The organism is Dickeya sp. CFBP 2040 (genome assembly GCF_012273755.1).
In the GTDB taxonomy this organism is placed as follows: domain Bacteria; phylum Pseudomonadota; class Gammaproteobacteria; order Enterobacterales; family Enterobacteriaceae; genus Dickeya; species Dickeya poaceiphila.
In genome coordinates, this window is record NZ_JAAVXH010000096.1 from 80,017 (window position 1) to 99,670 (window position 19,654).

The 19,654-nt window shown below is 53.5% G+C and carries 14 protein-coding genes and 2 pseudogenes; 5 read left to right on the forward strand and 11 right to left on the reverse strand.

The genetic code is table 11. The features are described 5' to 3' along the window. Nucleotides 1-3: 3 nt before the first annotated feature. Nucleotides 4-1,974, reverse strand: a complete 1,971-nt coding sequence (glgX, locus tag Dpoa2040_RS14935; protein ID WP_168641764.1) for a glycogen debranching protein GlgX — start codon at nt 1,972-1,974, stop codon at nt 4-6. Further along, complete coding sequence (glgB, locus tag Dpoa2040_RS14940) at nt 1,974-4,157, reverse strand: 1,4-alpha-glucan branching protein GlgB (protein ID WP_042873228.1); 2,184 nt, start codon at nt 4,155-4,157, stop codon at nt 1,974-1,976. Before glgB ends, glgX begins: the two co-directional genes overlap by 1 nt. 382 nt (nt 4,158-4,539) lie before the next feature. Between glgB and Dpoa2040_RS14945 the strand changes: the two genes are divergently transcribed. Continuing rightward, complete coding sequence (locus Dpoa2040_RS14945; RefSeq protein WP_168641765.1) at nt 4,540-6,225, forward strand: sensor histidine kinase; 1,686 nt, start codon at nt 4,540-4,542, stop codon at nt 6,223-6,225. A gap of 155 nt (nt 6,226-6,380) precedes the next feature. Here the strand turns inward: Dpoa2040_RS14945 and Dpoa2040_RS14950 are convergent, their stop codons facing one another. The 3 genes from Dpoa2040_RS14950 to asd form a co-directional block, all read right to left on the reverse strand. Next, nucleotides 6,381-6,593, reverse strand: a complete 213-nt coding sequence (locus tag Dpoa2040_RS14950; RefSeq protein ID WP_012768004.1) for a cold shock domain-containing protein — start codon at nt 6,591-6,593, stop codon at nt 6,381-6,383. 381 nt (nt 6,594-6,974) lie between these two features. Beyond that, nucleotides 6,975-7,394, reverse strand: coding sequence for a nickel-responsive transcriptional regulator NikR (gene nikR / locus Dpoa2040_RS14955; RefSeq protein WP_168641766.1), 420 nt, complete (start codon nt 7,392-7,394; stop codon nt 6,975-6,977). Nucleotides 7,395-7,609: 215 nt separating this feature from the next. Next, nucleotides 7,610-8,710 carry an aspartate-semialdehyde dehydrogenase gene (gene asd / locus Dpoa2040_RS14960; RefSeq protein ID WP_042873233.1) on the reverse strand — a complete coding sequence of 367 codons (1,101 nt, stop codon included), beginning with the start codon at nt 8,708-8,710 and terminating at the stop codon, nt 7,610-7,612. 197 nt (nt 8,711-8,907) lie between these two features. On the opposite strand from asd, the gene Dpoa2040_RS14965 reads away from it, so the two are divergent. Both Dpoa2040_RS14965 and Dpoa2040_RS14970 read left to right on the forward strand, forming a co-directional pair. Continuing rightward, the gene (locus Dpoa2040_RS14965; RefSeq protein ID WP_042873234.1) at nt 8,908-9,501 is read left to right on the forward strand and encodes a YhgN family NAAT transporter; all 594 of its coding nucleotides are present in this window, start codon (nt 8,908-8,910) and stop codon (nt 9,499-9,501) included. Between the two features lie 253 nt (nt 9,502-9,754). After that, nucleotides 9,755-10,306, forward strand: coding sequence for a gluconokinase (locus Dpoa2040_RS14970; protein ID WP_168641767.1), 552 nt, complete (start codon nt 9,755-9,757; stop codon nt 10,304-10,306). Here the strand turns inward: Dpoa2040_RS14970 and Dpoa2040_RS14975 are convergent. Beyond that, nucleotides 10,243-10,377, reverse strand: a pseudogene (locus Dpoa2040_RS14975) (LacI family DNA-binding transcriptional regulator); the annotation flags it as partial. The gene Dpoa2040_RS14970 and the pseudogene Dpoa2040_RS14975 overlap by 64 nt on opposite strands. Nucleotides 10,378-10,922: 545 nt before the next feature. Here Dpoa2040_RS14975 and Dpoa2040_RS14980 point away from each other — a divergent pair. Further along, nucleotides 10,923-11,369, forward strand: coding sequence for a mucin protein (locus Dpoa2040_RS14980; protein ID WP_168641768.1), 447 nt, complete (start codon nt 10,923-10,925; stop codon nt 11,367-11,369). A 65-nt stretch (nt 11,370-11,434) separates the two neighbouring features. Here Dpoa2040_RS14980 and Dpoa2040_RS14985 read toward each other — a convergent pair. Then, nucleotides 11,435-11,893 (reverse strand): annotated as a pseudogene (locus tag Dpoa2040_RS14985) (pirin family protein); the annotation flags it as partial. 688 nt (nt 11,894-12,581) lie between these two features. On the opposite strand from Dpoa2040_RS14985, the gene Dpoa2040_RS14990 reads away from it, so the two are divergent. Then, the gene (locus Dpoa2040_RS14990) at nt 12,582-14,069 is read left to right on the forward strand and encodes a hypothetical protein (RefSeq protein WP_168641769.1); all 1,488 of its coding nucleotides are present in this window, start codon (nt 12,582-12,584) and stop codon (nt 14,067-14,069) included. Between the two features lie 159 nt (nt 14,070-14,228). Here the strand turns inward: Dpoa2040_RS14990 and Dpoa2040_RS14995 are convergent, their stop codons facing one another. The 4 genes from Dpoa2040_RS14995 to glpA all read right to left on the reverse strand — a co-directional run bounded on the left by Dpoa2040_RS14995 (nt 14,229) and on the right by glpA (nt 19,602). Continuing rightward, nucleotides 14,229-14,927, reverse strand: a complete 699-nt coding sequence (locus Dpoa2040_RS14995; protein ID WP_168641770.1) for a pirin family protein — start codon at nt 14,925-14,927, stop codon at nt 14,229-14,231. Nucleotides 14,928-15,519: 592 nt separating this feature from the next. Then, a complete protein-coding gene (gene glpC, locus Dpoa2040_RS15000) occupies nt 15,520-16,722 on the reverse strand; it encodes an anaerobic glycerol-3-phosphate dehydrogenase subunit GlpC (RefSeq protein WP_168641771.1) in 1,203 nt (400 codons plus the stop codon). Further along, the gene (glpB, locus tag Dpoa2040_RS15005) at nt 16,719-17,969 is read right to left on the reverse strand and encodes a glycerol-3-phosphate dehydrogenase subunit GlpB (protein WP_168641772.1); all 1,251 of its coding nucleotides are present in this window, start codon (nt 17,967-17,969) and stop codon (nt 16,719-16,721) included. The genes glpC and glpB overlap by 4 nt, the downstream gene beginning before the upstream one ends. Then, nucleotides 17,959-19,602: an anaerobic glycerol-3-phosphate dehydrogenase subunit A gene (gene glpA, locus Dpoa2040_RS15010; protein WP_042873247.1), complete on the reverse strand. Its 1,644-nt coding sequence runs from the start codon at nt 19,600-19,602 to the stop codon at nt 17,959-17,961. Before glpA ends, glpB begins: the two co-directional genes overlap by 11 nt. Between the last annotated feature and the right edge of the window lie 52 nt (nt 19,603-19,654).

The window sequence follows — 19,654 nt, forward strand, 5'->3', positions numbered from 1 at the left end:
TTTTTATTGTTTTACCAGTACACACACTGCATTCGCCTGCCCACGCCAAACACGTCCATTGAGTGGATGATCTGCTGTGCAAAACGGCGGTGCGACCTGCCATTTCCCTTCAGGGAGAGAGAAATCGCTCGCCTGCGGCGCAGCATTGACCAACAGCAACCAGCGTTCAGAAAGCTGAATTTGCAACCGATGTTCTCCCTGCTCCCATTCGTACGGTGTCAGCGTTTCTCCTTGTGCATTCAACCACCGTACGTCGTCCTCGCCGTCACGCCACCAGTGCTCCCGCTGCAGAGCAGGAATGGTGCGGCGCAAACGGATCAACCCAGACGTAAACGCGAGTAAATCGGTATCCGCCTGATCCCAGTGCAACCAGGCCAGCGCATTGTCCTGGCAGTAAGCGTTATTGTTGCCCTGCTGGCTGTTGCTAAATTCATCGCCAGCCAGCAGCATCGGCGTTCCCTGCGATAACAGCAGCGTAGTCAGCAACGCCTGTTGACTGGTACGCCGCCGTGCCTGCGTTGCGTCATCCGCTTCCAGCCCTTCGGTTCCATGGTTGAAACTGAAATTGCTGTTGGTGCCATCCCGGTTTTGTTCCCCGTTGGCCTGGTTATGTTTGTGGTTAAAACACACCAGATCACGCAAGGTAAAACCATCATGGGAGGTCAGCATGTTGACCGACGCCCAGGGCCGCCGACCATTGCGCTCAAACACCTCGCTGGAGGCGGCAAAACGGCGGGCAAACACCCCAACAGGCAGGTCGCCGTGCAACCAGAAACGACGCATGTCGTCACGAAAACGGTCGTTCCACTCGACAAACGGCGCAGGAAACTGGCCCAGTTGGTAGCCACCGGGACCGATGTCCCAGGGTTCGGCAATCAGCTTGCAGTCGCGCAGCGACCGGTGATTACGCAGCGCCGTAAAGAACGGGGCTGAAGCGGAAAAATCCGGCGTGCGCCCCAAAACCGTCGCCAGATCAAAACGAAAACCATCCACATGGCAGACCTCGTGCCAGAACCGCAGACACTCAATCACCCACTGCAACACCGCCGGGTTATCAAGCCGCAACACGTTGCCGCATCCCGACCAGTTGTGATAGCCGCCATCCTCCGTCAGCCAGTAGTAGCTAACGTTATCGATGCCGCGCAACGTCAGGGTCGGACCGTCTGCATCCAGTTCCGCACTGTGATTGAACACCACATCCAGAATCACTTCGATCCCGGCGTTGTGCAGTGTTCGTACGGTGTCGCGGAACTCGTTGAGCGGGTCATCCCCTGCCGCCAGGCTGCTGTCCACCGCAAACGGCAGCAGCGTGTTGTAACCCCAGTAATTGCGCAATCCCATCGCTTGCAAACGGGGTTCGTCGGCATGTTGTTGGACCGGCATCAACTCCAGGGCGGTCACGCCCAGTTGCGTCAGGTACTCCAGCATCACGGGGTGAGCCAGCGCGGCGTAGGTGCCGCGTATCGCTGCCGGAATGCGTGGATGCCGCCGGGTCAACCCGCGCACATGCGCTTCATACAACACTGTCTGACTCCAGGGCGTGCGCGGCAATTTGTCGCCCTGCCAGTCATAACGTTCATCCACCACCACGCTGCGCGGCATGACTTCAGCGCTGTCCGCCGCATCGGGCTGGTCGTAGCCGCCGTGCAGCCGCTCGTCATCCACCACCCAGCCATCCATCTGCCGGGCGCAAGGGTCAAGCAGCAGCTTGTTGGGGTTGAAACGCAACCCACGTTGCGGATCGAACACACCATCTACACGGTAGCCATAACACAAGCCTGGCTGTGCATCCGGCAGGTAGCCGTGCCAGATATCGCCGGTACGGGCCATCAGCGGCAACCGCTGCTCCCGCAGGCCATCAAAAATACATAACTCCACCCGCGATGCCCCAGATGAGAACAAGGCAAAGTTCACACCTTCACCATCGAAATAAGAGCCTAACGGTCGTGGGCGCCCCGCCAGCAGGTCAACCATTACGCCTCCTTCGCCAGATACAGGGTGGAGAGCGGCGGCAGCGTCAACACCAGCGACTGAGGCCGGGAATGGCTGCCCACCGCTTCGCTGCGCACCAATCCCTGATTGCCAAGGTTACTACCGTGGTAATGCCAGGAATCGGTATTCAGCACTTCGCGCCACTGCCCCGGCTGATTGATACCGACGCGATACCCCTCTCTGGGCACCGGCGTAAAGTTACTGATAATCAGTATTTCGTTGCCGTCGGCATCGCGTCGAATAAAGGCAAATACCGAATTTTCATGGTCATCCACCACCACCCATTCAAACCCCTGATGCAGGTAATCGCACTGATAGAGCGGCGGGGTCTGGCGGTAACAGTGATTGAGGTCGCGCACCAGCTGTTGCACGCCGGCGTGCCAGCCATCGGGTTCATCCAGCAGGTGCCAGTCGAGGCTGGCATCGTGGTTCCACTCCCGTCCTTGCGCAAATTCGCTGCCCATGAACAGCAACTTTTTACCGGGATAAGCCCACATGAAACCGTAATACGCGCGCAGGTTGGCGAATTTCTGCCAGGCGTCGCCGGGCATTCTATCGAGCAGCGAACGCTTGCCGTGCACCACTTCATCGTGCGACAACGGCAGAACGAAGTTCTCGCTGTAGGCATACAACATGCCGAAGGTCAGCAGGTCGTGGTGATATTTGCGATGCACCGGGTCGAGTTGCATGTAGGCCAGCGAGTCATGCATCCAGCCCATGTTCCACTTGTAGTGAAAACCCAGCCCACCATGCTCCGGCGGCAATGTCACCCCGGCATAATCGGTAGACTCTTCAGCGATAGTGACCGCGCCATCGTGGTTTTGCCCCAGCATCTGGTTGGTGTAGCGCAGGAATCCTATCGCTTCCAGGTTCTCCTTACCGCCGTAATGGTTCGGCACCCACTCCCCGTCGCGGCGGCTGTAATCGCGGTAAATCATCGACGCCACCGCATCCACCCGCAGCCCGTCCACACCAAAACGCTCAGTCCAGTACAACGCGTTACCCGACAGATAATTACGGACTTCATGACGGTCAAAGTTATAAATCAGCGTGTTCCAGTCCTGATGATAGCCCTCTTTCGGATCGGCATATTCGTACAGTGCGGTGCCGTCAAAACGCGCCAGACCATAGCTATCCGTCGGGAAGTGGCCGGAAACCCAGTCCAGCAAAACATTGATGCCCGCGTCATGAAAAGCGCTGACCAGATAACGGAAATCATCCGGCGAACCAAAGCGACTGGTCGGCGCGTAAAGTCCCAACGGTTGATAGCCCCAACTGCCGTCAAACGGATGTTCATGCACCGGCATCAACTCAACGTGGGTAAACCCCATCTCTTTCACATAGGGCACCAGTTGGTCTGCCAGTTCGCGGTAACTGAGCCAGAAATTATTGTCGCTGTGCCGCCGCCATGAACCCAGGTGCACCTCGTAGATGGAAATCGGCGACTGCAAATCGTTAGCGCGCTTTCGTGCCTCATCGACCGGCAATACTGGCGGCAACGCACTGACCACCGATGCGGTATCCGGACGCATTTGAGACGCGAAGGCATAGGGATCAGACTTCACCAGCACATTGCCGTAGCAGTCGATGACTTCGAATTTGTACAACTGCCCCAGCCCGACGCCGGGAACAAACAGTTCCCACACGCCATTTTCACGCCGCTGCCGCATCGGATGACGGCGACCATCCCAAAAATTAAAATCACCGACCACCGACACGCGCTGGGCATTCGGCGCCCAGACGGCAAAGCAGGTGCCATCAACGCCATCCAGCGTGGATGGATGCGCGCCGAGTGTTTCAAATGGCCGCAAATGGCGCCCCTCCGCCAGCAGCCAGATATCCAATTCCTGCAACAGCGTGCCAAAGCGGTAAGGATCATCAATGACATGTGTATCCTGCTGCCAGGTCACCGCCAGCCGATAGCTGAATGGTTTTTTGCGGCGGGGAATCACCGACGCGAAAAAACCGCGTGAGTCCTGACACTGCAGGCTCGCTACTTTGCGCCCACTGTGTGCGTCTACTACCTGTACATCACTGGCATCGGGAAGAAGCGCGCGAACCTCCACCCCCGATGAGGTGACATGCATACCCAATACGGCGAAAGGATCGGCATAATGGCCGGAAAAAAGGAGATTAATGACGTTCTGATCGGAAAATCCTGACATGGCATCCGTCCTCTGAATTAACTATCTAAATAAAGTAAAGCTGTTAAAGCAACGGGCCATTTCTTCAGCATTCTGAGTTGGTATGCGAATGCCCCGCGGCAGTAACAGAAAAGGAACCAGCCTGCCCCCACCAAGAAGAGAACTGACCTAAGAAAATGAAACATCGCAGTAATACTCGCCGCTGCGAAGTGTTCTTCAGGTAAGCCTAAGATTCATCTTAGTCAAGAAAAGAGAAAAGATTTGAGATATCGGATAAATTTTTGCGCCCCAAAACCATAAGAAAAAATAATTAATCATAGTCTTAGCGAATATTGATCCTGTTCGGGGTCCCTTAGAGAACAGCACGTAAAATTGCCTGACCCAACAAGGAGGTGTCTCGTTTATGATCAGTCAGGTTGATTTGATTCTGTCATTGCTGCAACAAACATGCGTCCATTTGGTCATTGCCTATCTTTTAAGCAAAACACCCCTGTTCATCCCGCTAACGCAGGTCACCATCACTCTGCCGCATAGACTGATCTGCTACCTGACGTTCTCCATGTTCTGCATCCTTGGTACCTGGTTCGGTCTGCACATTGGTGACTCCATCGCCAATACCCGCGCGATTGGTGCGCTGCTGGGCGGCGTATTGGGTGGGCCATCGGTAGGGGTTCTGGTCGGATTGACCGGTGGTTTGCATCGTTACTCGCTGGGTGGCATGACCGCGCTGGCCTGTATGTTTTCCACCATCATGGAAGGATTGGCAGGTGGCCTGCTGCACCGTTACATGACCCGACGCTATCGCATCGACCTGCTGTTTCAGCCACTGGTCATCGCCGCCACAACCCTGGTGGTGGAAGTGCTGCAGATGAGTATTATCCTGCTGCTATCACGACCGTTTGGCGATGCGCTGGCGCTGGTCAAAAGCATCGCTTTACCGATGATAGTCACCAACAGCATCGGTGCCGCCATGTTTATGCGCATCCTGCTGGACCGCCGGGCAGTATTTGAAACCTACACATCGACATTCTCTACGCGGGCTTTGCAGATTGCCGCCAGAGCCGAAGGCATATTGCGGGAAGGGTTTAATTCCGGCACCAGTATGCAGGTGGCGCGCATTTTGTATGAAGAGCTGGGCGTTGGCGCAGTCGCCATCACTGATCGGGAAAAACTGCTGGCATTTATCGGCACCGGCGATGACCACCATCTGGCCGGTTCGCTGATTACCTCCCCCCACACACATCGGGCTATCGATAGCAATCAGGTCGTATACGCTGACAGTAACAACGCACCTTTTTGCTGTGCTATCTCATCGCACTGTCAACTCGGTTCCGCACTGGTGATCCCGCTGCGCGGCGAAGAACAACGGGTAATCGGCACCATCAAACTGTATGAACCGAAGAATAAGCTATTTTCCCGTATTAACCGGCTGCTGGGTGAAGGCATCGGCCATCTGCTGTCAGCCCAAATTTTCGCCGGACGCTTCGAGCAGCAGAAACAACTGTTGGCACAATCCGAAATCAAACTGCTACATGCGCAGGTCAATCCGCATTTCCTGTTCAATGCCCTCAATACCCTGTCGGCGGTGATTCGTCGTAATCCGGATCAGGCGCGCCAACTGGTACTGTCGCTATCGACCTTTTTTCGCAAAAACCTCAAACGCAGTGGCGACGAAGTCGCACTCAATGATGAGCTGGAGCACATCAGCGCCTATCTCGATATTGAAAAGGCACGTTTCACCAATTTGCTGACGGTAGAGATAGCTATTCCGTCATCGCTCAGAGCAGCCAGATTGCCTGCCTTTTCCTTGCAGCCGCTGGTGGAAAACGCCATCAAGCACGGTATCTCCCAAATGCTGGACAATGGGCATCTGCACATTGAAGCCCGCGCCTATGCCAACATGCTGGAACTGACGATTGAGGACAACGCCGGCACTTATAACCCGCGTAACGGCGGCGATGGACTGGGTATGAATCTGGTGGATCGGCGCATCAAGGCGCGGTACGGCCATCACTACGGCATCACCGTCACCAGCGAGCCGGAACGTTTTACCCGCGTGCGGGTGCGAGTACCGTTGCGGGTGGAATAACGTAGCGCGAAACCCGCTTACCACAACGACACACCTGAAATAAAAAACGGCTTCCCTTTTGGGGAAGCCGCTCTCAGGCAAATCAGGGTATCACATCACGTCACTGCTCCGGCTAACGCCATCTTCGCTATCGTCGATGAGGATGACCCGTGAAATTACAGCCCTACTACGTTCTCAGCAGAAGGACCTTTCGGACCGTTGCCGATAACAAATTCCACTTTCTGGCCTTCGTACAGCGTTTTGAAGCTGTCACTCTGAATCGCAGAGAAATGTACGAATACGTCTTTGCTGCCATCAGCCGGGCTGATAAAGCCAAAACCTTTAGATTCGTTAAACCATTTTACTGAACCAGTCATTTTATTAGACATCATATTACCTCGTAATTTTTTTCCAGCCCGTTTGAGGGCAACAGGGGTCTGCAATGCAGGAAATACTTATGAGCAAGAAAAAAAGAGATTCAGGGGAAGTGATATCTGAGGATAACGCTTGGACTGAGGACTACTTTAGTAAAATGCTTGGCATAAATAGGTCTGACTAACAAACCGTTTGGTTATTAACGCATTCATCGGACCTGAAAGCAAGCACTATGTATTATTACAGCATGAAAATATTTTATATTATTTAAATTCATGCAGTTGATGAATCCTGACCCAGCAATTTCCCGGCACGACCCGCGTCAGGTCCGCTAGCATCTCACCCTATGCGTCAGCCGGGTCCACACATTCTGCTGCTTGTGTGTACGCTGCCGGTCATATTTCATTCGCCTCCTGCGCCATCGGAATCAGATTCAACCGGCCATGGCGCACACCCGTCTGGGCAATGACTGAGGCGGCAAACCGTTCTACACGCTCGGTCGGGCCACGCAGAATCACGGTTTCCACACACTCGTCATGGCTGAGATGAGTATGCATGGTAGAGACGGTCAGGTGATGGTGTTCATGCTGCATCCCCGCCAGTCGGCTCGACAACTGGCGTTCATGGTGGTCGTACACATAGCTCAGCACCGCCACGCACTCTACGTCTTTATCCTGCGCCGCCGTCATTTCACCCAGTTCGCGCCGCAACATGTCACGAAATGCCTCCGAACGGTTGGCATAGCCTTTGCGCAGCATCAGGGCATCCAGCGCTTCAGCCAGTGAGTCATCCAGAGAAATAGTCAGTCGTTGCATGTCAGCCTCACAGAAAAGCGAAAAGAATCTTCCGGCGTGGCGCCACGCAGGTCGCCCCATTATGCCGGGGTTGGTCATGATGATCGTGACTCAACGCAAAACGATACGCAAATCCCTAACACGACAAAGAGAGACAAGCAGCACAGCAGATGATTGCCAGACAGGGGTGAAGAAAAATAAAACGCGCCCGGCAAGGCGCGTTTAGGCAGCAGAAATTACAGCAGGATGCGCAGCATACGGCGCAACGGTTCAGCAGCGCCCCACAGCAGTTGGTCGCCGACAGTGAAGGCAGACAGGTACTGTGGACCCATATTCAGTTTGCGCAGACGGCCCACCGGGGTGGACAACGTACCGGTTACCGCCGCCGGGGTGAGTTCACGCATGGTGATTTCCCGGTCATTCGGCACCACTTTCACCCAGTCATTGTGGGTTGACAGCATCTGCTCGATTTCCGCAATCGACACATCTTTTTTCAACTTGAGCGTGAAAGCCTGGCTGTGGCAACGCAGCGCACCGATACGCACGCACAGACCATCCACCGGAATGGTGCTGGCGGTGTTCAGGATCTTGTTAGTTTCTGCCTGACCTTTCCACTCTTCGCGGCTCTGGCCGTTTTCCAGTTGTTTGTCGATCCACGGAATCAGGCTACCGGCCAGCGGCACGCCGAAGTTTTCCACGTCCAGACCGCCGCGTGACAGCGCCGTCACTTTGCGTTCAATATCCAGAATGGCGGAAGCCGGGTCGCTCAGTTCGCCGGCGACTTCTGCGTTTAACTGACCCATCTGAATCAGCAGTTCACGCATATTACGCGCGCCCGCGCCGGACGCCGCCTGATACGTGGCAACGGATGCCCACTCTACCAGGTCGTTGGCGAACAGGCCGCCCAGCGACATCAGCATCAGGCTGACGGTACAGTTACCGCCCACAAAGGTTTTGATGCCTTTGTCCAGACCGGACTTGATCACGCTATGGTTGACTGGGTCCAGAATAATAATCGCATCATCTTTCATTCGCAGAGACGATGCTGCGTCGATCCAGTACCCTTGCCAGCCACTTTCACGCAGCTTTGGGTAGATTTCATTGGTATAATCGCCGCCCTGACAGGTGATGATGATATCCAGCGCGCGTAGCGCGTCCAGATTATAGGCATCCTGCAGGACACCCTGCTGGCCGCCCAGCGCCGGCGCCGATTGGCCGTGCTGCGACGTCGAAAAAAATACCGGGCGGATTAAATCAAAATCGCGTTCTTCCACCATGCGCTGCATGAGTACCGAACCGACCATTCCGCGCCAGCCAATAAAACCAACATTTTTCATGGTAACCGTCCTGCCTGGGGTGACAAAAAGCAATCCGACTGCCGTTTCAGGCAGGGAGCATAGTTTTAAGTGATGTCTGTCAACCTTACAAAATGTATCAGAAGTCGCAAGTGAATTTATTCGATGACTCAGGCGTTTTCAGCAACACGCCTAATGTGCCTGACAACAGGCTGGGATGAGAGGAGCTTACCGCCACCATGACTGAAATGATCTCGGCAACCGTCCTGTTGCTGTTAATTATGGACCCACTCGGCAATCTGCCGGTGTTTATGTCGGTACTAAAACATCTTGATCCCAAACGGCGACGCGTGGTGCTGATTCGAGAGATGATCATCGCACTGGGCGTGATGCTGGTGTTCCTGTTCGCGGGCGAGAAGATTCTGGCGATACTGAATCTGCGTACAGAAACCGTGTCTATTTCCGGCGGTATCGTGTTGTTTTTGATTGCCATCCGCATGATTTTCCCGACACAGGAAGGCTTTACCAGCGGCTTGCCCGCCGGTGATGAGCCGTTTCTGGTGCCGTTGGCTATTCCGATGGTGGCCGGACCGTCGATTCTGGCCGCGCTGATGCTGCTCTCCCACCAGTACCCGAACCAGTTGCCGCATCTGACGCTGGCGCTATTCATTGCCTGGGCCATCACCGTGGTCGTGCTGTTGTTGTCAAACCTGTTCCTGAGGCTGTTAGGCGACAAAGGCGTCAACGCGCTGGAACGGCTGATGGGGTTGGTGCTGGTGATGCTCTCCACCCAAATGTTCCTGGACGGCGTTCGGGCCTACCTGAAGCTGTAACCTCACCCCGTTCTCTCCGTTTCCCTGAGAACGCAGAGAACGGATATATCCCGTCAATCATCAATGCGTACTGACGCCCGGCGCTGACAACCCCACCAGAAGTAATCGCCGTAATGGCTGTAGGTCATACTTACCCGGCGTGACATACATCACAATGCACAATGTTACCGGTATCATGATGCCGGTAACGTGCTAGGGTCCAGAACACGTGCGCAGCATTTAAGTGACCGTTTGGGATAGAGCGATGACGATTATGTCAGGACAACGTATTATTTTGATGGGGGTTTCCGGCAGCGGTAAATCCAGCGTAGGTGCCCAACTGGCACGGGAGATTAACGCCAGATTCATTGATGGCGACGATCTGCACCCAAGAGCCAATATTCAGAAAATGGCTGGCGGCCAGCCGCTCAACGACGATGACCGCGCCCCCTGGCTGGAACGCCTGAACGATGTCGCTTATAGCCTGCTGAATAAAAACGAAACCGGCATTATTGTCTGCTCTGCCCTGAAAAAGCGTTACCGTGACCGCTTGCGCGAAGGCAACGACGGCCTGGTATTTCTTTATCTGAAAGGCAGTTTTGAGGTGATTGTGCAACGCCATCAGGCGCGTGCCGGCCATTTTATGCCGACAGCGCTGCTGCAAAGCCAGTTTGATGCGCTGGAAGAACCGGATGAGACGGAAACTGATGTCATCACGGTGGATAGCAACGGCACGCTGGACCAGGTAGTAGCGCGGTGCGTTGCAGCAATCTTGCATCTCAACACGCACAACACGGCGGATACCGACTCGCAGTTGAGCAAATAGCGGCTGACCGTCATTTTGGTCACCCCAACCCGGTCGGCGACATCCTGCAATACCGGTCTTTTTTTCTTTATCATCCGTTGACATCCCCGCGACTCAAAACGCCGATTGTACTAAAGAAATGGTTAGCAGAATATCTATCTGAACACCGATGATAACAACTGTATGACGGTATCCCGAAACCAACCTAGTTATATTATTCCTTTATTATTAATTAATTTTTCAATAAATAGACACGCCAATAAATTAATTAATTTTTAATGAAGTAACATGGTCACAAATGATTTTTTATTATAAGCCGTTTCACATACGACTATTGTATTATTGCCGGAATGGCACCCATCATTACATGCCATAAAAAATGTCGGGATACAGAAACCTGGCTTTCCCTCAGTGAAAGCGAATAAACCTGAATAGATACTCTCAATAAGTCAAGTTGCAGGACAACACGCTCGCGTGTTGCACCGTGCAATGCGTTGCGCCCTTGCAGGGCGAGTAATACGGCCAACGCAGCCATAACGTCAACACACCTATAACGTGAAGTATGACGGGTATCGAGGCTGATCAATCTCAATCTGGCTGCCACTGGCAGCATGAATAACACTCTGGAGACAATAATATGACTAGCATTTCTCAAACTGGAGCATATGCCGCCACCCCCTCAATGGTAATATCAAACCCGAAAGTCACGTTCATCAAATCTGAAGAAACGGGCATGAACTATGTCAGGGTAGAAGGTACAAGAACAGCCAGCACGAATAACCAACAAGACGGCGAGGAAACCGTGCGTAGACTGATGGCCCATCTTGAGGCACAAAAAGCAGGTACCGAGCCGCCTCAGTCTGCCCGGGTGACCATTTCAGAAGGCGAGCCCACCTTGACCTACGCCGACCTATTCAAAAAAGCAACCAGTACCGATAATCCGGTCACGACCACGGCGGGCAGCGTCGTTTATACACCGGACAACGCCTATACACCGGGCACCACCATCGAAATCGTTCCCATCCAGTCGACGCCGGTGACAACCAGCAGTGAAGCTGATACTTCGACAACACAGCCATCGTAAGCCTTGCCATCAAAAGTAAAGGCGAGCCCGGTGGACTCGCCTTTACTGACATACGCCGGTTACTGTTACTTTACCGGCGGCAAATCAAACAGCAGGATTTCGCTGTCTTCGCTGGCGCGCACGGTAATAGAATCTTCATCCCAGATAGCCAGCGCATCGCTGGTGGTCGCCTGCTGGCCGTTGATCTCAATCGTGCCTCGTACCACCTGAATCCATAACACACGGCCCTGTTGAGTCTGGTAGGACGACGCTTCCTGCGCCTTCAGCGCCCAGCGCCACAACGTCATGTCCTGAAATACTTTCAGCGATCCGTCGCGGGCATCCGGTGACAGCACCAGTTGGCGGCCTTGCGGCGCATCGAAACGGCGCTGCTCATAACGCGGCGTCAGGCCGGTTTTTTCCGGGATCACCCAAATCTGGTACAAATGCAGCAGTTTGTCCTGGCTGGCGTTGTACTCGGAGTGACGAATTCCCGTACCGGCGTTCATTATCTGAAACTCACCCGCAGGGATCTGCTCTTTGTTATCCGTTGTTATCCTTCCCCACCACCCGAAATGTCGATATTTACTGAATACCTAAATACAACAACATATAATTATCATGATAATAATGTTATTAAATTAATGATTTTATATATATCATTTTTCAAGTTATCAATTCAGTTTGAATAAAAAATAACTAAAAATCAGTCCGATGATACGAGTAGTCGTAATAAGGCAATTAGATGAATTTTTATAGAAACCTGCCATAGCAACACTTTACTTTTTCTTACAAAAAAAGTAGCTTAATGGGAATACTGTAGTTGGCGACAAGAGAACGGAATAAAAGTGTAAATGCATTGATGCATATTCAAACCACTCATTATCACACTGACATTAAATGGGCTCTCATAAAGTAATGTGAGAGGGTTTGCCATGTTTGATTATTTCTTCTCGCTGTCACTGAATGATCAGTCAGTTTACTTTTATGGAATTTTTAGTTAGCTACATACCCTAAAAAAAGAACAAAAAAACAGATGGAATGACTATTGTTACGCAACACACCAGGCGCGGTTGATACGATACGACCAGTTTAACCCACATCCGTAAAAAGCTATTTTTACGATAATGCCTGTGTAGAAAAGCCCCCTGATTCACAAAAAGTGAAATATGTGCACAGCACAACCTTTCGTTTAGTTATATGTCTGTCATTTATGAAAAAGGAATTATAGAAATGAAGCTCTATCGTCTTGGGTTATGTTTTATAGCAGCAGGGTTAACATTCAGTCTCAGCTCAGCCATGGCTGAAACCAGTGTTTCTGTTAAGGTTAAAGATATCGAAAAACTGCCCAACAAAGGTCCTGTAGACTTATTTAATGCACCGGAGAAAATGCGTCAAATAGCAGCCAATAAGCCTCTCTTGACCAAAAATGAAAAAGACGGCGTTATTATTATTAAACCCAATGCCTCCGTGCTAAAGGCGGCAACGCAAAAAAAGCAGGCCAACGCCTTATCACGCAGCCTGGATGCCACCAGTGACAGCACATTTACGCCATTGTGTCCGACCCTGTCAATAAACGCATCTTATACATTCAGTGGCCTGCAAACTGGTCAATTCGCCTGTTACCATTTTGAAATCACGCAAGATGCGAAAACCACAACGTACGTAATCAACCAGAGTGCAGGCACAAACGTGTTGTTGGAGTTGTTGAGCGATGATGGAAAAAATAATCTGACATTGGTATCGTCTTCTGATAATCCAGATAACAACGATGAAGTCACACTCAACCGGCTTAAGCCTGGCCACTACTATTGGTATATACAAGGTAATGTTACGGATGGTTCTGCATTTACCTTCGGCAGCATCGTTAATACAAATATTGATCCATACGAACTCAATGATGCACCATCGTGGGCAACCGTTTTACCTGATGGCTTGTATAATATCCAAGCTAACTCTGACGATGAGTTAGATAAGGATTACTACGCATTTACTGCAACCAATGGTCAGCAGGTTGTGCTTCGTCTGACAGGTGCAGACAACGTTGCAAGCAGCTATTGGCTGTTGTCGTACTCGACTGATGGAGGCAGTACCTGGGTAACGCGTAATACCGGTGAGCAACATACCATCACCCCGTCACAGCCGAATGAAATCATTCTGGTAAAAGTGTCGCCTAATCCAGCAAAATTACCGACGCCAGCTCAATATTATCAGCTGTCTTTCGGTTCAAAAATTGCCAAGCTTACCAATGCGGTTAAAGGGGAAAATAATGTTCTGTATATACCTGGTGGTGTAAATGACTCAGCCTATAGCTTCCTAATCACACAAGCCTACCGTAACGTTAACTGGAATGTGCGTCTTACTGATTCAACCGGGGCGGGAATTCCAAATGTAGAGGCAGTTCTCTATCTCAATCAGCGAACTACGAATATCAAAACCGACATCAAATTTGATGAAAGTATGGCTCACTCTATCATCACTGACGCCAGTGGTAACGCATCAGGCACGATTGCGTTAAACGCCTGTAATGGTGATTTTTCAACCGAATTCAGAGATTACAGCCTAGGTTACTACAATACCTGGAACTCAACCTTTGATGTTGGCGGATGGATAATTAGAATCCCAACGCAAACGGATGTAGGCGTGGGAGGCGATAATTATAAGTTCCTCACATTCGGACATATTTGCAAGCAAACGCTGGTGCGTAGCGTGAAGTCCTGATAGCTGATGTTGCAACAAGCTACCGGCTGACCGCGAGAAGGTCGCTAACAGGCAGCTAAACACATCATGTAAACCGGAAAGGCAGGCTCATTAGCCTGCCTTTATTCTGCCCATTATAACCTAAGCGCTGTCCAACGACTTGATTTTGGCATGTCGTGGTCACTTTACCGGCGGCAAATCAAACAGCAGGATTTCACTGTCTTCGCTGGCGCGTACGGTGATGGACGCCTCATCCCAGATAGCCAACGCGTCGCTGGTACTCGCCGGCTGACCGTTGATCTCTATCGTGCCTCGCACTACCTGAATCCACAGATAACGGCCCGGCTCAGTCTGGTAGACCGATTCTTCCTGTGATTTCAGCGCCCAGCGCCACAACGTCATGTCCTGGAACACTTTCAGCGATCCGTCGCGGGCATCCGGCGACAGCACCAGCTGGCGACCCTGCGGTTCGTCAAAACGACGTTGTTCGTAACGCGGCGTCAAGCCGGTTTTTTCCGGGATTACCCAAATCTGGTACAAATGCAGCAACGTGTCCCGACTGGCATTGTACTCCGAGTGACGAATTCCCGTACCGGCGCTCATTATCTGAAACTCACCCGCCGGGATCTGCTCTTTGTTGCCCATGCTATCCTGATGTTCCACCGTGCCTTCCAGCACATAGGTGAGAATTTCCATATCCCGGTGAGGGTGGGTTCCAAAACCCTGCCCACCTTCGATATAGTCTTCATTGATCACCCGCAGTGCGGAAAACCCCATAAAATCCGGATCGTAGTAATCGGCAAACGAAAACGTGTGCCAGCTATCCAGCCAGCCGTGGTTAGCATGGCCGCGATCTTGTGCTTTGCGTAAATAAATCATGGTGCGCTCCTCGAATGTTTTTTTCAGTCTAGCGAGCAGCCGGGAATAAGAAAGCCTAAAAAACTCACCGCTCTATTCAAAAAATTTCCGGGAGAAATTTTTGATATCGCAATGCGATAGCCCGCAGGGTGGCGGCCAGGGATAGTAGCAACAGCGTTAACAGGAACAACATTTGGAAATCAGATTCCAAAAAATTCAGGATAAAAAAAAAGCCAGCACCCGAGCTGGCTAAGTAATACTGGAAGCAATGTGAGCAATGTCGTGCCTTCACAGCAAAACCGCGATGAGTCACAGAGATGGATTCATTAGGCTTTCCCGGAACGCATGGCAATAATAATCATTATCATTTGCATCTGTAAAGCGATTTTTTGTTCAATTTAAAGAAAATGTTCGCCGGGCAGCCTGCTCCGGCTGACGTGCCCGTTATTCCTGCCAGTATCCCAAAAATTTATTTTTCAGAATCAAGTGGTTGATGTTTAACCATTGAAAAAGGAAGGGAAATAGCGCGGTGCGCCCTCCCGGAGCCAATAACCGGGAAGGCGAGGTTCAACATGGGTGCTTTACGCGGGCAGTACTTTACGTGAGCAGCGCTTTACGCGGGCAATGCTCTGGCCAGCAAGCTGAAGGGGTGTTCGCAGGCTTTACTGGTCGACATTTCAATCTGCCATTTGCAGGTCTCACAATCGGTAATCACCAGATCAGCACCACTGGCTTCGATCTGTCGGAACAACGGCGCGCCAATCCCCTGCGCGGTGTCATAGTTTTCCTTTTTAAAACCGTAAGTTCCGGCGATACCGCAGCACTGAGAATCCAGTACCTGCAACTCCAGCCCCGGAATGCGTCGCAGTAATTCCAGGGTATACGCTGTCCACCCCATTCGTTCCAGATGGCAGGGAGTGTGATACACCACCCGCAGCGGCAACGGTTGCAACGGCAATGTTCGACCTTGATCCAGCAAGCGATAAAGGTGGCGGGTCGCCAGTTCAATGCCATCGCGCACGTGGTGATTGTCCAGCCCCAGCAGATGGGGATATTCATCGCGCAGCGTAAAGGTGCAACTGGACGAGGTCGCAATAACCGGCAGACCACGGCTGTTAATCGCATCATCCAGCGAGGCCAGGTTGAAACTGGCCTGCTTACGTGCCTTATCGAGAAAACGGTTGGCGATAAGCGCCACACCGCAGCACTTCTCTTTGGTCAGTAACTGAACCCCAACACCCATGGCGTTAAACACGCGGATCAGATCACGACCTAGTTGCGGGTGGTTGTAGTTGACGTAGCAACCATGGAAATAGGCCACCTGATCGGCAAACTGCAACTGATGCGCTGCCTGCTGGCGATACCAGTTGCGGAACGTGCCGTGGGAATAACGCGGCAACTGGCGACGGTGATCGATTTTCAACGCCTTGTCCAGTAACTGACGCATCGGTTTCAACCCGGTGAGGGTATTCACCAGCGGTGCAAATGGGGTGGCGACGGAACCCATCAGGTCAGTATGGCTGAGGATAGCGTCTCGCAGCGTCGGACGGTGCTGGCTATGGCTGGCTTTGGCACGCTGGATGATGTCGCCAATTTTGACATCCGATGGACACGCCACCTCGCAGCGCTTGCAGTTGGTGCAATACTTCAGCGCTTCATCAAATAGTGCCGGGTCTTTGCGTCGCAGGCGTTCGCCATCCGGCCCCGCCTGTTTTGGCCCCGGATAGAGCGGATTGACACGCGCAACCGGGCAGGCAGTTGTACAGACGGTACACTTGATGCAATTCTCAAAACTGGTGTCAGACCGGCTCATCATCGGTTCTCCCTTGTGATCATCTCGGCAGCGTATAGCGCGGTCAGCAACGAAACCCCGCCGCCGCATCCCTGTCGTAACGGGTCATACCCCCGCAATACCGAGCCAATCGCATACAACCGGGGCTGAGTATGGCCGCCGATAGCCGGGTGCAACTGCTCATCCGCTACTACCCCGAATTGCAAATACGGCTGGTCTGCAAACAGGTTGGGCTTGCTCCAGTTCTCATGAACCGGTAGAAAATCGACATCCAGCCCAAACACCGGCTCCACTACCCGATCACGTTCAGCCACCAGACCGTTGCTGAAAAAGCTGCCGCTTGCCAATACCACATGGTCAGCCCGCATCGGCACCTCGCCGTGACTGCGGGTGCACAATGTCACGCCCGTTTCATGCGACTGCGCCGACAAGACTTTATCTCCCGGCATCAGTGTCCCGCCGATTTGGCGAAAACGCCCCAACAGGGCCTGATGCAGGCGCATTCCTGGCAGCGATGGCGGCAACGTCGCCAGCAACCCGACTGGTTTACCCAGCGCGGCATTCAGTTGTGCCTGCGCCTCCAGCCCCATGCAGGCAGGCAGTATCACCGCATCATTACCGCTCGCCCGCGTCATCAGTTCTTCGGCCAGCGCTGCAATGCCTGCCGGGGTATCCAGCAACCGGGCGATAGCCAATGAACGGAATTCGCTGGCATTTTGCCGCAGCGCATCCAGCAACGGTAAGCGCACATCATCGGCGCGAGCGGCGATCCCCTGCGCCTGTAATTCTCCGGCGACCAGTCGGGACTGAAAATCCATAAATCCTTCGATGCCGGCAACCAGCGGTTGCCGCCACGCTGGCGTCCCTGACAGGCCGTGCGTGACGCTATCCGATGGGCTTAGCCAACACGGATGCCACTTGCCTAACGGAGTCAGGCGTTGATGGTTACTTCCGCTCTCTCCCCGCAGCCACAACCCGCAACGTGCCAGCAGTGCTTCAGCGTCCGCCACCAGTTGGCTGACACGCGCCTTACCCATCAGAGTGTAAGGATGATGCGGTGCCTGTGCCGCCAGTTCGTCCAGCGCGGTCAACGGTTGACTGACCGCTGTACCATCCGGCAGTGCGGCCAGTAAGTCCAGCGCACCGGAGGCAAAGGTCAACGCACTTTGCCCGACGCTGACCACGGCACAGCGTTTACCCTGTTCTTGCAGGCGAATGCCGCAGGCTAACCCAGCCAGCCCACCGCCAATGATCACCACGTCATAACGCATCGCCGCCCTCCTGTTCCGGGCGGTCGGTCAGCCCGCACAAGCCCTGATAAATCCAACTGGTAAATTCGCTTTCCCGCAACGTATTCCCCCAGGCGATGGGGCGCATACCTTTCCAACGCTCATTAAGAAACTGACTCAGTTGCGACACCGCCTGTTGTGGCGTGGATTGCCCCAGTCGGCACAACAGGCCAGCGGCGCGGCAGGCACACAATTCCCCCTGACAAGTGCCCATGCCGACGCGAGTACGGCGGCGCAGGTCGGTCAGGTTGTTAACCTGCAACGACTCCACCGCGTACCGCACCTCGCCTGCCGTCACGGCTTCACATTCGCACACCAGACTGCTGTCCACCCGCTGGCCGGATACCAGCGGCGCAGCACGATGTCCGTGGCGATAAATGGCGGAACCGCGCAATGGAGCAGATAACGGCGAAGCAGCCTGCGGCTGGTCTGCATCCGAGAGTTCAGAACCCGGCAACGGGCGTGACGCGGTGGTGCATTCAGCCCGATGGCCGAGCTTTTCACACACTTTGTTGGTGACCCATTCCGCCATCAGCCTGTAGGTCATCAGCTTGCCGCCGGTAATGGTGACGAAACCTTCCAGCCCGTCGCGGCTGGCATGGTCCAACAGCACAATACCGCGGCTGACGCTGCGCCCGGACGGGTCGTTATCATTCGCCACCAGTGGCCGCACCCCGGCGTAAGCGCGCAGAATGCGAGTCTGCGCCAGTTGCGGCGCCAGCAGGCTACCTTCACGGATCAGCGTGTCCACTTCCTCCGGGGTCACCGTCATGTGGTCTATCTGGTCGTAATCGATGCGGGTCGAGGTGGTGCCTATCAGCGAAATGGTATCACCCGGCACCAGAATGTCGGCATCAGCCGGTGGGCGACAGCGGTTAATCACCCGGTTATTGATGCGGTGGCCCAGAATCAGCAATGCGCCTTTGGCGGGGAACATGCGAACACTCAGGTCGGCGTACTCGGCAATGCGCTGCCCCCAGATGCCACCCGCATTAACCACTACCTGCGCATAAATTTCGCTGGCCAGGTGGCGTTTGTGGTCGAAAACGCGCACACCGACAACGCTCCCCCCCTGACGGATCAATCCGATGACCTCGTGATAGGTCAAGACTTCCGCGCCATGTTCACAGGCATCGATCATATTGGCGGCGGTCAACCGGAACGGGTCTACCGTGCCATCCGGCACGCGCACTGCACCAATCAGTGCCGGATTAGCGGCTGGCTCCAGTCGCAACGCTTCCTGCGGATCGATAGCCTGCGCCCGTATCCCCGCCTGCTGGCAGGCAGCAATAAACCGGGTTTGATAATCAAGATCATCCTGCGGCAACGTCAGAAACAGGCCATCAGTCGGCTCGATACAGTGACGGGCGATGCGTCGCAGAATCTGGTTTTCTTCAATACATTCACGGGCAGACTCCGCATCGGTGACCGCATAACGCGCCCCGCTGTGCAGCAATCCATGATTGCGACCCGTAGCCCCGGTGGCAATGTCGTGCCGTTCCAGCAACAGGCACCGCAACCCGCGCAACGCACAATCGCGGGCAGTTCCCGCGCCGGTAGCGCCACCGCCGATAATCACTACATCTGTTTCTCGCCGCAAACCGTTGTTCGCCATTTCCGTTTTACCTCAATCCGGATCATGCCTGTATATAGTGGGGCATAAACCG